The organism is Pseudomonas sp. PB101, from assembly GCF_009764265.1.
Taxonomy (GTDB): domain Bacteria; phylum Pseudomonadota; class Gammaproteobacteria; order Pseudomonadales; family Pseudomonadaceae; genus Aquipseudomonas.
Window position 1 is genome coordinate 64641 of sequence record NZ_RWIR01000060.1, and the last position, 13781, is coordinate 78421.

At 61.2% G+C, this 13781-nt stretch carries 13 protein-coding genes; 10 read left to right on the forward strand and 3 right to left on the reverse strand.

What is annotated here, in order from left to right:
- Positions 1-66: 66 nt before the first annotated feature.
- Positions 67-2913, reverse strand: a complete 2847-nt coding sequence (gene rapA, locus EI969_RS18475; protein WP_160389062.1) for an RNA polymerase-associated protein RapA — start codon at positions 2911-2913, stop codon at positions 67-69.
- A gap of 218 nt (positions 2914-3131) precedes the next feature.
- On the opposite strand from rapA, the gene EI969_RS18480 reads away from it, so the two are divergent.
- The 3 genes from EI969_RS18480 (at position 3132) to ccoM (ending at position 3989) form a co-directional block, all read left to right on the forward strand.
- Positions 3132-3473, forward strand: a complete 342-nt coding sequence (locus EI969_RS18480) for a hypothetical protein (RefSeq protein WP_008054180.1) — start codon at positions 3132-3134, stop codon at positions 3471-3473.
- Between the two features lie 99 nt (positions 3474-3572).
- Positions 3573-3734: a hypothetical protein gene (locus EI969_RS30280; protein WP_008016476.1), complete on the forward strand. Its 162-nt coding sequence runs from the start codon at positions 3573-3575 to the stop codon at positions 3732-3734.
- 144 nt (positions 3735-3878) lie between these two features.
- Positions 3879-3989, forward strand: coding sequence for a cytochrome c oxidase subunit CcoM (gene ccoM, locus EI969_RS30810; protein ID WP_007976669.1), 111 nt, complete (start codon positions 3879-3881; stop codon positions 3987-3989).
- 276 nt (positions 3990-4265) lie between these two features.
- On the opposite strand, the gene EI969_RS18485 is transcribed toward ccoM, so the two are convergent.
- Positions 4266-5741, reverse strand: a complete 1476-nt coding sequence (locus EI969_RS18485; protein WP_160389063.1) for an inorganic phosphate transporter — start codon at positions 5739-5741, stop codon at positions 4266-4268.
- 375 nt (positions 5742-6116) lie between these two features.
- Positions 6117-6317, reverse strand: coding sequence for a hypothetical protein (locus EI969_RS18490; RefSeq protein ID WP_007986337.1), 201 nt, complete (start codon positions 6315-6317; stop codon positions 6117-6119).
- Positions 6318-6993: 676 nt separating this feature from the next.
- Between EI969_RS18490 and pcaR the strand changes: the two genes are divergently transcribed.
- From pcaR to pcaG, 7 genes are all read left to right on the forward strand, one after another.
- The gene (gene pcaR / locus EI969_RS18495; protein WP_095945396.1) at positions 6994-7836 is read left to right on the forward strand and encodes a pca regulon transcriptional regulator PcaR; all 843 of its coding nucleotides are present in this window, start codon (positions 6994-6996) and stop codon (positions 7834-7836) included.
- Positions 7837-7960: 124 nt separating this feature from the next.
- Positions 7961-9307, forward strand: a complete 1347-nt coding sequence (locus tag EI969_RS18500; RefSeq protein WP_160389064.1) for an MFS transporter — start codon at positions 7961-7963, stop codon at positions 9305-9307.
- Positions 9308-9574: 267 nt separating this feature from the next.
- Positions 9575-10432: a CoA transferase subunit A gene (locus EI969_RS18505; protein WP_020798340.1), complete on the forward strand. Its 858-nt coding sequence runs from the start codon at positions 9575-9577 to the stop codon at positions 10430-10432.
- Positions 10432-11211 (forward strand): CoA-transferase subunit beta, encoded by a 780-nt coding sequence (locus EI969_RS18510; protein ID WP_150718585.1) that lies wholly within the window; start codon positions 10432-10434, stop codon positions 11209-11211. The genes EI969_RS18505 and EI969_RS18510 overlap by 1 nt, the downstream gene beginning before the upstream one ends.
- On the forward strand, positions 11208-12413 hold the full coding sequence (gene pcaF / locus EI969_RS18515; protein WP_223459356.1) for a 3-oxoadipyl-CoA thiolase: 1206 nt from the start codon (positions 11208-11210) through the stop codon (positions 12411-12413). The genes EI969_RS18510 and pcaF overlap by 4 nt, the downstream gene beginning before the upstream one ends.
- 29 nt (positions 12414-12442) lie before the next feature.
- Complete coding sequence (gene pcaH, locus EI969_RS18520) at positions 12443-13147, forward strand: protocatechuate 3,4-dioxygenase subunit beta (protein ID WP_160389066.1); 705 nt, start codon at positions 12443-12445, stop codon at positions 13145-13147.
- 1 nt (position 13148) lies between these two features.
- Positions 13149-13715 carry a protocatechuate 3,4-dioxygenase subunit alpha gene (gene pcaG, locus EI969_RS18525; protein ID WP_160389067.1) on the forward strand — a complete coding sequence of 189 codons (567 nt, stop codon included), beginning with the start codon at positions 13149-13151 and terminating at the stop codon, positions 13713-13715.
- The last annotated feature ends 66 nt before the right edge of the window (positions 13716-13781 follow it).

Sequence of the window (13781 nt, forward strand, 5' to 3'; positions counted from 1 at the left end):
AAAAATCAGATAAAAAAAGGCCCGCATCACTGCGGGCCTTCTTTTTAGCAGGGTAGAGCAGGGGACTTAACCCGCCACCAACACCCGAATCGCTTCCAGTCGCAGCGCAGCCTTGTCGAGCATGGCCAGGCCTTGCTCGCGTTGTTTGCGCAGGGCTACCAGTTCGCTGTCGCGCACGGTCGGGTTGACCGCTTGCAAGGCAGTCAGGCGCGCCAGTTCTTCGTCGGTATCGGCGGCCAGGCGACGCTGCGCCTCGGCGACACGTTCGGTGTGGCGAGGCAGGATCTTCGCTTCACCGGCGTTGATCCGCGGCGTCAACTGGTCGCGCTGGGCCTGGATGAACTTGTTGGCGCTGGCACGCGGTACGCTTTCGAGCTGGTCGTTCAAGGTTTCGAACGCCACGCGGGCCGACAGGTCGTTGCCGTTGGTATCGAGCAGGCAGCGCAGGGCGGCCGGCGGCAGGTAGCGGCCCAGTTGCAGCGAGCGCGGGGCAACCACTTCGCTGACATACAACAGTTCCAGCAACACGGTGCCAGGCTTGAGCGCCTTGTTCTTGATCAGCGCCACGGCGGTGTTGCCCATCGAGCCGGACAGCACCAGATCCATGCCGCCCTGCACCATCGGGTGTTCCCAGGTGATGAACTGCATGTCTTCGCGAGACAGCGCCTGGTTACGGTCGTACGTGATGGTCACGCCTTCGTCGTCGCCCAGCGGGAAGCTGGCGTCGAGCATTTTTTCGCTCGGCTTGAGGATCAGCGCGTTTTCCGAATGGTCTTCGCTGTCGATGCCGAAGGCGTCGAACAGGGTTTCCATGTAGATCGGCAGGGCGAACTGGTCGTCTTGCTCGAGGATATCTTCCACCAGCGCAACGCCTTCGCCCGCGCCACCGGAGTTCAGCTCCAGCAAACGGTCACGGCCGGTGTGCAACTCGGCTTCCAGGCGCTCGCGTTCGGTGCGGGCTTCGTCGATCAGCGCTTGCCACTCGCCGTCGTCGGCTTCTTCGAGCAGCGGCAGCAGGCGCGGGCCGAACTGGTGCTGCAGGGCGTTGCCGGTCGGGCAGGTGTTGAGGAAGGCGTTCAGCGCTTCGTGGTACCACTGGAACAGGCGCTCTTGCGGGCTGGTTTCCAGGTACGGCACGTGCAGTTCGATGATGTGCTTCTGGCCGATCCGGTCCAGACGCCCGATACGTTGCTCAAGCAGGTCCGGGTGGGACGGCAGGTCGAACAGCACCAGGTGATGGGAGAACTGGAAGTTGCGGCCTTCACTGCCGATTTCCGAGCAGATCAGCACTTGCGCGCCAAATTCTTCGTCGGCGAAGTAGGCGGCGGCGCGGTCACGCTCGAGGATGTTCATGCCCTCGTGGAACACCGTGGCCGGGATGCCGGAACGCACGCGCAGGGCGTCTTCCAGGTCCATGGCGGTTTCGGCGTGGGCGCAGATCACCAGCACTTTGGTGCGCTTGAGCATCTTCAACTGGTCGATCAGCCATTCGACGCGCGGGTCGAATTTCCACCAGCGTTCTTCTTCGTTGGCATCCGGCTGGGCCTGGAAGCTGACTTCCGGGTACAGCTCGGCGTGATCGCCCAGGGGCAGTTCGAGGTATTCGTCCGGGCACGGCAACGGATACGGGTGCAGCTTGCGCTCCGGGAACCCTTGCACGGCGGCGCGGGTGTTGCGGAACAGCACGCGGCCGGTGCCGTGGCGGTCGAGCAGTTCGCGCACCAGGCGCGCGCTGGCTTCGGTGTCGCCATCGTTGACGGCGGCGAGCAGGGCTTCGCCTTCGTTGCCGAGGAAACCATGGATGGTCTTGTGCGCTTGTGGCGACAGGCGACCCTGGTCCAGCAACTCCTGAACGGCTTCGGCCACCGGGCGATAGTTTTCGCTCTCGGCACGGAAGGCGTGCAGGTCATGGAAACGGTTCGGGTCGAGCAGGCGCAGACGGGCGAAGTGGCTGTCCTGGCCCAGTTGTTCCGGGGTGGCGGTCAACAGCAGTACACCGGGAATGGTTTCAGCGAGTTGCTCGACCAGGGTGTATTCAGGGCTGGCCTGATCTTCGTGCCACACCAGGTGGTGAGCTTCGTCGACCACCAGCAAGTCCCAGCCGGCGGCGAACAGCGCGTCCTGGGCTTTTTCGTCGTCCACCAGCCATTCGAGCGCGACCAGCGCGAGCTGGGTGTCTTCGAACGGGTTGCTGGCATCGCTTTCGATGAAGCGCTCTTCGTCGAACAGTGCGACCTGCAGGTTGAAGCGGCGGCGCATTTCTACCAGCCACTGGTGCTGCAGGTTTTCCGGAACCAGGATCAGCACACGGCTGGCGCGGCCCGAGAGCAATTGGCGATGGATCACCAGGCCGGCTTCGATGGTTTTGCCCAGGCCCACTTCGTCGGCCAGCAGAACCCGTGGCGCGATACGGTCGGCGACTTCGCGGGCGATGTGCAACTGGTGCGCGATGGGTTGCGCACGCACGCCGCCCAGGCCCCAAAGGGAGGACTGCAACTGGCGGCTGGTGTGTTCCAGTGTGTGGTAACGCAGGGAGAACCAGGCCAGCGGGTCGATCTGGCCGGCGAACAGACGGTCGCTGGCCAGGCGGAACTGGATGAAGTTCGACAGTTGGGTTTCCGGCAGGGTGACCACTTCGTTCTGCGCGTTGAGGCCGTGGTAAACCAGCAGGCCATCAATGTCGTCGACTTCGCGGACGGTCAGTTTCCAGCCTTCGAAATGAGTGATGGAGTCACCCGGCGAAAACCGCACGCGGGTAAGGGGCGCATTCCGTAGCGCGTACTGGCGAGTGTCGCCAGTGGCCGGGTAGAGCACGGTCAACAAGCGGCCGTCCTGTGCCAGAACGGTGCCTAAACCCAGCTCGGCTTCGCTGTCACTGATCCAGCGTTGCCCCGGTTGATACTGCTGCGCCATGCTGCCTGACTCCCACCTTGAAAAAGCGGGCTATCTTAACGGAATGAGGGCTTCAGGGCCAAAGGACTCTCAGAAAAACTCACAGTCATACGTTAGACCACCTGTGCATGACGCGCCGCCCGGTGCACTAATGAGTGCCGATTGGGTCACAGTTTGCGACCGATGGCTCAAGTCGCCATCGCCGCAGCCGACAGCCTGCTGACAGGAGACCGAATACCATGCTGCCACCGATGCTCCCCTTGAGTGCCGTGCCGATCACTTCACAGACGGATCCGATCCGCCAGCGTCCGGATATTCCCCCGGTGGTGCCGGTGCAGGAAAGCTCCAGCGAAAGCACCATCGACCTGCAAAAACGCAATCCCGAAGAGGACGGTCTGGTGCTGCGCGAGGAACAGCGCCGCAGACAGGAGCAGGAACGCCGTCGCCACGAAGCCGACAATGACCCCGAGGCTCACCTGGCGATTCCCGGCGACGAGCTCAATGCCGACAACACCGTACCGGTGGCGCCGCTGATGGAAGATCAGCCGCGGCAGGGGTTGTGGGTCGATATCGAGATTTGAGCGCAGGCTGGTCAGCGCGGCCGTCAGGCCGCATTATTGGCGCAGGGTTGCCGAACGCTACGGCGGCCGAATTTCATTTCAAGCGATGCACTGACTGCCATGAGCCAAGACGACAAGCTGATTGACCTCAACGCCGAACGCGCCAAGCGTGTTCATGACCTCAATGACAAACGACTCAATGAAGTTCGCCAGGCGTTCGAACAGGCCATGCCGTTGGGCAAGGCTAAAAAGAAGCCGAAAAACAAACCGAAAAAACGCTGAGCCTCTCCCGCATTCATTGATGCGGGTCAAACTTCTCCCTTCCTCTTGCCCAGTCTCGGGCGACATTGATCCCGGTCAATATTCTCTCCTGCCCGTTTGGTTAACTTAGCCCTATCGCAACAGGGCAAGTTCAGGAGACGCGTCATGTTTTTCGACAACGTGGTGATCGCCGGAGTGCTGACTGTCAGCCTCATGTTTGTGTTTTTTGCAGGGTTCGGACTTTTTATCTGGAAGGATTCGCACAAGCGCAAGTAACCGTAGTTCCTTCTGGATGTAATGAGCACGCAAGGCATTTTGGGCAACTTCGGTTGCCTTTTTTTTTGCCTGCGAAAAACTATCGGTAAACACGTAACCCTGTAGGAGCGAGCTCTGCTCGCGATGACCGCAAGGACAACGCGTACATTCAGGCAGCCCGCGTCATCGTTGGCGTCCATCGCGAGCAGAGCTCGCTCCTACAGTGATTTTTTGCGATTGGCGGCAATAAAAAAGGCGCGATCCTCACGGAGCGCGCCTTTTTCGTTTGGCTGCCTGTCAGCTGCCAAGTGCCTTCGAAGCGAGCCAGAACAACCCGGCCGACAGGGCCACCGTGGCTGGCAGGGTCAATACCCAGGCCAGCAGGATGGTTTTGACGGTGCCGCCTTGCAGGCCGCTTTTGTTGGCGACCATGGTGCCCGCCACGCCGGAAGACAGCACATGGGTAGTGGAAACCGGCAGGCTGAAGATGTTCGCCAGGCCGATCAGGCTGGCGGTGGTGATCTGCGCCGACATGCCTTGGGAGTAGGTCATGCCTTGCTTGCCGATCTTCTCGCCAATGGTCAGGACCACGCGTTTCCAGCCGACCATGGTGCCCAGGCCCAAGGCCAGTGCAACCGCGAGGATCACCCAGAACGGGGCGTACTCAGTGGTGGTGGTCAGGTCTTTGCGCAGCTTGTCCAGGTCAGCCTTTTCACGGGCGCCGAGCGTTGGCAGCTTGCTGACTTTCTTCGCCGTGTCGTCCAGGCAGAGCAGGTAGCGACGGACTTCGATGCGGCTTTCCGACGACAGCGAGTGGTAGTCCGCTACACCCTTGAGGGTGCCGAGCAGGGCGGCGATGGTCGGTTCGGTCTGTTGCGGGTTGCAACGGAATTTCTCCGGCAGATCGCCTTCCACGCTCTTGCCCAGGGCCAGGAACTCGCCCAGGGTTTCCGAGTTGCGCTGGTAGAACTGGCTCAGGTGCAGCGTGGCGTCGCGGGTCCGCTCGATCTGATAGGTCGTGCTGTTCAGGTCGAGGACGAACTGCGCCGGCACGATACCGATCAGGACCAGCATGATCAGGCCGATACCTTTCTGGCCATCGTTGGAACCGTGCACGAAACTCACGGCCATGGCCGAAATCACCAATACCAGGCGATTCCAGAACGGCGGATGTTTCTTGTCGTCGATCTTGCGGCGCTGCTCCGGTGTCTTGTGCATCTTCGACAGCGGACGCCACCATTTAAGACCGATCAGGATCAGCGCGGCGATCAGGAAACCGGCCATTGGCGAGAACACCAGCGACATGCCGATATCGATCGCCTTCTGCCAGTTCACGCCATCGGCCAACGGAATTTCGTTGATCAAGGCGTTCGCCAGGCCCACGCCGAGGATCGAACCGATCAACGTATGGGAGCTGGAGGCGGGGATACCGAAGTACCAGGTGCCCAGGTTCCAGGTGATGGCTGCAGCGAGCAACGAGAACACCATCGCCAGGCCATGGCCGGTGTTCACATTGATCAGCAGCTCCACCGGCAGCAGGTGAACGATGGCATACGCCACGCCAACGCCGCCCAGCAGCACGCCGAGGAAGTTGAACACACCGGAGAAGAACACCGCCAGGTGAGGCGGCATGGCTTTGGTGTAGATAACGGTGGCCACCGCGTTAGCGGTGTCATGAAAGCCGTTGATGAACTCGAAGGCGAGGACAAAGGCCAGGGCGAGCAAGAGGCTCACAAGCACCCAAGCATCCAGTCCGCTGAATAAATCGATCATGAAGGTTTTCTGACCCGGTCATAAGGGGGCGCGATTATGCCAGAAAAGAGTGTCAATCAATGCACTAGCTGCTCGTCGGTAACATTCTTCAATGATTTTTTTGGTCGCAACACCCAAAACCCAAGGGTTTTGCTGCGTTTTTTAAGTTATTGATTTTCTTCGAAAAGATCGTAATCGTTAGCCATTCGAGCCGCAGGGGCGGGGGCTTGAAAGCTTGTATGAAAAATCTGAGAAATAGGTCAGATATCAAAAAACCGCCTGGTTCGACGACGGTGGGGCCGCTGCCCGCTCGTAGCGGGCGCGCAAGGCGACATCCATACATCCCGCTTTTAACAGGTGTACAGGCAGGCCCTTGTAAGGATCGGGCCGAAGCAGTCACGGCTCTTCGGCTTTGAGTTCCTTTTCCATTTTCTGAAGTTCTTGCTGGAAAACCTGATCCTGAACGGTGGCGCGCTTACGCCAGGGTTTGCGTTCCGGTTCGGGTTGAGCGGCGTAAGTGGTGACTTCTCCGCCGTAAACTTCCTTGTAACGTTGTTCCTGGCGCTCTAGTTCCGCGCGCAGTTCGTCTTTCGTCACAGTGCTACCTGTTTGAGTTGGGATAAATTCTGGTGAAAACGCGCTGCATCAAATCGATTGATCACATTTGTCGAATGGGCAATGCCGGCAAAGGCATCGTTTTGGCAACAACGTGAGCAATACTTCCATGTCACAGGCGGCCACGACACCAGAGATAAACAGCTGACGCAGCTTCAGTTTCCTGTTCGGCAAGCGCACTGGCAAGGCAGTGCAATGCGGATCTTGCGCTTGCAACGGGCAATGGCGATGGAACATCGCATTGCCGGGTAGCGGGTCCGGCAAGTAAAAAAACCGGGGCGCTACTGAATTGTATTATAGCGGCCGATTTGCAGAACACTATCACCAAAGAGTTAAAAGCGGGTCTTGAGGGGTGACAGTTTTGTTGCCCGCTACTTTGCGATCAATTAGAACGTCGACTGATAGCAGATTGCGGCGATGCCTTTCTGACGCCATTAAGTCGAACAAGTTACGGTATTTGTATTGCTCCATTAAGTCCTGTGTCGAATGGCTGGGTGAGCGAAAAAAACCGTGCATCAACGGATCGGGTGATTGATACAACGGATTGCGATTATCGGTCGAGCGTTCGATAATCGCCCGGAGTTGGCAGGTCGGGCTTGAGCCTCAGGCGGTAGACCTTTGTAATAGTCGCTGAACCGATTGGGTAAAAGGACCTTGTATGAACGATCAATTGCGCAATTCCTTCGCTTCAGTGGCTCCACCCATCGTTGCCTCACCGGCCAAACGGATCCAGGCACTGACCGGCGACCCGGACTTCATGACGTCCCTGGCCCGTGGCCTTGCCGTGGTGCAGGCGTTCCAGGAGCGCAAACGGCACCTGACCATTGCCCAGATCAGCCACCGCACGGAAATTCCCCGCGCCGCCGTGCGCCGTTGCCTGCACACCCTGATCAAACTCGGCTACGCCACCACCGACGGCCGCACCTATTCGTTGCTGCCCAAAGTGCTGACCCTCGGCCATGCCTATGTGTCATCGACGCCGCTGGCGGTTTCCGCGCAGCCTTACCTTGACCGCATGAGCGAACAACTGCACGAGGCCTGCAACATGGCCACGCTGGAAGGTGACGACATTCTCTACATCGCCCGCTCCGCGACTACCCAGCGCCTGATTTCGGTGGACCTGTCGGTGGGCGGGCGCCTGCCTGCCTATTGCACGTCGATGGGACGGATTCTGCTGGCCGCGCTGGATGACACTTCGCTGGGCGAATACCTCGATCACGCCGAATTGCAGGCCAAGACCAGCCGTACGATCCACACCCCCGAGGCATTGCTCGAATGCCTGCAAGAGGTGCGACAGCAAGGCTGGTGCATCGTCGACCAGGAACTCGAGCAAGGGCTGCGCTCGATTGCGGTACCGGTGTACGACGCGTCCGGCCAGGTGGTCGCGGCCCTCAACGTCAGCACCCACGCCGGGCGAGTCAGCCGCAACGAGCTGGAACAACGTTTCCTGCCCGGCCTGCTCAGTGCCAGCCGCGACCTCAGTACCCAGTTGTTCACCTAAGGTGTTCGATAAACGCACAGAGTTACGTTTGGCGAATTGACGCTGTTTCCTGTGGATCATTAATGTCGCGACTGCGTCAGCCCTGGCTGGCCCCTTCTCGACTGTGATCCATGGAATAAAAATAATGAACCAGCCCCAGTCTGCTGTCGGCAACTGCCTCGACGTGCAGTCCTTCATCAATGCTCAGCCCATTTCGCGCTACCAGTGGCGGGTGGTGATCCTGTGTTTCCTGATTGTCTTTCTCGATGGCCTCGATACCGCGGCCATGGGGTTCATCGCGCCGGCCCTTTCCCAGGATTGGGGTATCGATCGCGCCAGCCTCGGCCCGGTGATGAGTGCCGCCCTGATCGGCATGGTCTTTGGTGCACTGGGCTCCGGGCCATTGGCTGACCGCTTCGGGCGAAAAGTCGTACTGGTCGGGGCGGTGTTGTTGTTCGGCGCCTTCAGCCTGGCTTCGGCCTACAGCACTAATGTCGAGCAATTGTTGGTATTGCGCTTCCTGACCGGCCTGGGTCTGGGCGCCGGCATGCCGAACGCCACGACGCTGCTGTCGGAGTACACCCCGGAGCGCAAGAAGTCCTTGCTGGTGACCAGCATGTTCTGCGGTTTCAACCTCGGCATGGCCGGCGGCGGGTTTATCTCGGCCAAGCTCATTCCGGCTTTTGGCTGGCACAGCCTGCTGTTGATCGGCGGAATCCTGCCGCTGATCCTCGCCGTCGTTTTGCTGTTCTGGCTGCCGGAGTCGGCGCGTTACCTGGTGGTGCGCAACCGCGGCACCGACAAAGTGCGCAAGGCCCTGGCGCCGATCGACCCGACGCTGGTGGCCCAGGCGTCCGGTTTCAGTGTGCCGGAACAGAAAACCGTGAAGGCGCGCAATGTGTTCGCGGTGATCTTCTCCGGCACTTATAGCACCGGCACCTTGCTGTTGTGGCTGACTTACTTCATGGGCCTGGTCATCGTCTACCTGCTGACCAGTTGGTTGCCGACGCTGATGCGTGACAGTGGCGCGAGCATGGAGCAGGCCGCCTTCATCGGCGCGCTGTTCCAGTTTGGCGGGGTGTTGAGTGCGGTGGGCGTGGGCTGGGCGATGGACCGGTTCAATCCGCACAAGGTCATCGGCACTTTCTACCTGCTGGCCGGGGTGTTTGCCTACGCGGTAGGGCAGAGCCTGGGCAACATTACGCTGTTGGCGACGCTGGTGCTGGTCGCCGGGATGTGTGTCAACGGTGCGCAATCGGCGATGCCGTCGCTGGCGGCGCGGTTCTATCCGACTCAAGGGCGGGCCACTGGTGTGTCGTGGATGCTCGGGATCGGCCGTTTCGGTGCCATCCTGGGTGCCTGGATGGGCGCGACGCTACTGGGGTTGGGCTGGAACTTCGAGCAGGTGCTGACGGCGCTGGTGATTCCGGCGGCGCTGGCAACCACGGCGGTGGTGATCAAGGGCATGGTCAGTCATGCGGATGCGACCTGAGGCCACCATTCAGACTCTTTAGTGAATGTGCGGGCCTCTTCGCGAGCAGGCTCGCTCCCACAGGTGATCACATTCCTCTGTGGGAGCGGGCTTGCCCGCGATGCTTTTGGGGATAGGTAGCCAGACAACAATGTGTTCGATAATCGAACGCTCAGTCGATTATCGGATTGTTTGGTGTTAGGCACGGGCTTAACCTTCAGTCATTCCGGCGCTGCGCATCGGCGCCTTCTTCCACTGTCGGTTAACAACAAACGGGAGCCTGCCCCAATGGCTGAAATCCTTTCGCTGCACGACGCGGTGAAGCAATTCGTAAACGACGGCGATACGGTCGCGCTCGAAGGCTTTACCCACCTGATCCCAACGGCGGCGGGTCACGAAATCATTCGCCAGGGCAAGAAAGACCTGACCCTGGTGCGGATGACCCCTGACCTGATCTACGACCAGTTGATCGGTGCCGGTTGTGCCCGCAAGCTGATTTTCTCCTGGGGTGGCAACCCGGGCGTCGGTTCCCTGCATCGCCTGCGTGACGCTGTCGAGAAGCAGTGGCCGCACCCGCTGGAAATCGAAGAACACAGCCACGCCGACCTGGCCAATGCCTACGTCGCCGGCGCTTCCGGCCTACCGTTCGCGGTGCTGCGTGCCTACGCCGGTTCCGACCTGCCGAAGGTCAACCCGCTGATCAAGTCCGTTACCTGCCCGTTCACGGGTGAAGTGCTGGCCGCCGTGCCTTCGGTGCGCCCGGACATCACCGTGATCCATGCGCAGAAAGCCGACCGCAAGGGCAACGTATTGCTCTGGGGCATTCTCGGTGTGCAGAAAGAAGCCGCACTGGCCGCCAAGCGCTGCATCGTCACCGTTGAAGAAATCGTCGACGACCTCAACGCACCGATGAATTCCTGTGTATTGCCAACCTGGGCCTTGAGCGCGGTTTGCCACGTACCAGGCGGTGCGCATCCGTCCTACGCCCACGGTTACAACGAGCGCGACAACCGCTTCTACCAAGCCTGGGACCCGATTGCCCGCGACCGTGAAACCTTCACCGCGTGGATCAACGAATACATCCACGGCAGCGCTGACTTCAGCGAGTTCCAGGCCAAACTGGCCGCCGCTTCGGAGGCGAAGTAATGACTTACACCACCAATGAAATGATGACCGTCGCCGCCGCTCGCCGCCTGAAGAACGGATCGGTGTGCTTCGTCGGTATCGGCCTGCCGTCGAAAGCGGCCAACCTGGCGCGCCTGACGTCTTCGCCCGATGTGGTGCTGATCTATGAGTCGGGTCCGATCGGTGCCAAGCCGAGCGTACTGCCACTGTCGATCGGTGACGGTGAGCTGGCGGAAACCGCTGACACCGTGGTGCCGACCGGCGAGATTTTCCGCTACTGGCTGCAGGGCGGACGCATCGACGTCGGCTTCCTCGGCGCGGCGCAGGTCGACCGCTTCGGCAACATCAACACCACCGTGGTCGGCGATTACCACTCGCCGAAAGTCCGTCTGCCGGGCGCCGGTGGCGCACCGGAGATTGCCGGTTCGGCCAAGAGCGTGCTGATCATCCTCAAGCAATCGTCGCGTTCCTTCGTCGACAAACTCGACTTCATTACCTCGGTCGGCCACGGTGAAGGCGGCGACTCGCGCAAGCGTCTCGGCCTGCCGGGCGCCGGTCCGGTCGGGATCATCACCGACCTGTGCATCATGGAGCCGGAAGCCGGCACCCATGAGTTCGTGGTCACCGCGCTGCACCCGGGCGTGACCCGCGAGCAAGTGGTTGCCGCCACCGGTTGGGCCATTCGCTTTGCCGATCATGTAGAGCAAACTGCGGAGCCAACGGACGTCGAGTTGACCGCGCTGCGAGACCTCGAAGCCCGCACTGCGGCCGCCCATGGCCAGGCCCCCGGAGAAGCGTGATGCGTGACGTTTATATCTGCGACGCGATTCGTACCCCCATCGGCCGTTTCGGCGGCGGCCTGTCGACGGTACGTGCCGACGACCTGGCTGCCGTGCCGATCAAGGCCTTGATGGAACGCAACCCGTCGGTCGACTGGAACGCCGTGGACGAGGTGTTCCTCGGCTGTGCCAACCAGGCCGGTGAAGACAACCGCAACGTGGCGCGCATGGCGCTGCTGCTGGCGGGGCTGCCGGAAAGCATTCCCGGCGTGACCCTCAACCGCCTCTGCGCTTCGGGCATGGACGCCATCGGCACTGCGTTCCGCGCCATCGCCAGCGGCGAGATGGAGCTGGCGATTGCCGGCGGCGTCGAATCGATGTCCCGCGCGCCGTTCGTGATGGGCAAGGCTGATGCAGCGTTTTCGCGCAACATGAAACTGGAAGACACCACCATCGGCTGGCGCTTCATCAACCCGTTGATGAAGGCGCAGTACGGCGTGGACGCGATGCCGCAGACCGCCGACAACGTCGCCGACGACTACAAGGTCTCTCGCGCAGATCAGGACGCGTTCGCCCTGCGCAGCCAGCAACGCACCGCCGCCGCGCAAGCCGCAGGCTTTTTCGCCGAGGAAATCGTCGAGGTGCGCATTGCCCACAAGAAGGGTGAAACCGTGGTCAGCCAGGACGAGCATCCTCGCGCCGACACCACGCTCGAAGCGCTGACCAAACTCAAGCCGGTCAACGGTCCCGACAAAACCGTCACCGCCGGCAACGCCTCCGGTGTGAACGATGGCGCCGCCGCGTTGATTCTGGCTTCGGCTGAAGCGGTGAAGAAACACGGCCTGACCGCTCGCGCCAAAGTGCTGGGCATGGCCAGCGCCGGCGTTGCCCCTCGGGTGATGGGCATCGGCCCGGTGCCGGCAGTGCGCAAACTGATCGAGCGCCTCGGTGTGGCGGTCAGCGATTTCGACGTGATCGAACTCAACGAAGCCTTCGCCAGCCAGGGCCTGGCGGTGCTGCGTGAACTGGGGATCGCCGACGACGCGGCCCAGGTCAACCCGAACGGTGGCGCGATTGCCTTGGGCCATCCCTTGGGCATGAGCGGCGCGCGACTGGTGTTGACCGCGTTGCATCAGCTGGAAAAAACAGGTGGCAAGAAAGGTCTGGCGACCATGTGTGTAGGCGTCGGCCAGGGCCTGGCCCTGGCAATCGAACGCGTCTGACACAGCCAACAAGAACTGAGGAAAGCGTAATGACTGACAAGCCTGGATACCGTCGCCCGCAGGCGGGCACTCAGCCGGAATACCTGCACCCGACCTATCAATCCACCAACCTGCGCTCGCCATCCAAGCCGTTGGTGTTTCTGCCGCATTCGTTGTCGGAGATCACCGGTCCGACCATCGGCGCCGACCGCGTCAACGAGAAGGACAACGACCTGACGGCCCAACATGACGCGCAACCTCAGGGTGAACGCATCATCATCCACGGCCGCGTACTGGACGAAAACGGCTCGCCGGTGCCCGGGATTCTGGTAGAGATCTGGCAGGCCAATGCCGCCGGTCGCTACGCCCATGCCCGTGACCTGCACGACGCACCGCTGGACCCGAACTTCACCGGCACCGGCCGCACCGTGACCGACGCCGATGGCTGGTATCAGTTCCAGACCATCAAGCCCGGCGCCTATCCGTGGGGCAACCACCACAACGCCTGGCGCCCGGCGCACATTCACTTCTCGTTGTTCGGGCCGAGCATCCTGACGCGCCTGGTGACGCAGATGTATTTCCCGGGCGACCCGCTGCTGGCATACGACCCGATCTACAACTGCGTACCCGATACCGGTGCCAAAGAGCGTTTGATCGCCACGTTCGATCTGGAAAAAACCATCCCTTCCTATGCCCTCGGTTATCGCTGGGACATCGTATTGCGCGGCCGCGACGCCACGCCGATGGAGAAATAAGATGACGCTGACTGCGACCACGTCCCACACCGTCGGGCCGTACTACCACATCGGCCTGACCTGGCTGAACCGCGAAAACCTGACCGTCGAACAAACCCTGGGCGAGCGCGTGGCGATCACCGGGCAAGTGGTCGACGGCAACGGCGATGTCGTCAACGACGCGATGCTGGAAGTCTGGCAGGCCAACGCCGCCGGCAAGTACGATCACCCCGAAGACGACCAGGACAAACCCCTGGACCCGAACTTCGAAGGTTTTGGCCGGGTGCCGGTGGATGCCGAAGGGCGCTTCCGTTTCACTACCATCAAGCCGGGCACGGTCGAAGGCCTCAAGGGCACGACCCAGGCGCCGCACCTGGTGGTGCTGGTGTTTGCCCGCGGCCTGGTGAAGCACCTGCTGACGCGTATCTACTTTGATGGCGAGCCGGCCAACGTCGACGATCCGCTGCTCGAGTGCGTGCCGGCCGAGCGCCGCGCTACGTTGCTGGCCAAGCAGGATGCGTCGGGTGTGTACCAGTGGAATGTGATCCTGCAGGGCACCGATGCCGAGACGGTGTTCTTCGACTACTAGCAAATCACTGTAGGAGCCGGCTTGCTGGCGATTGCGGTGTGTCAGCGTCATCAATGTTGAATGACA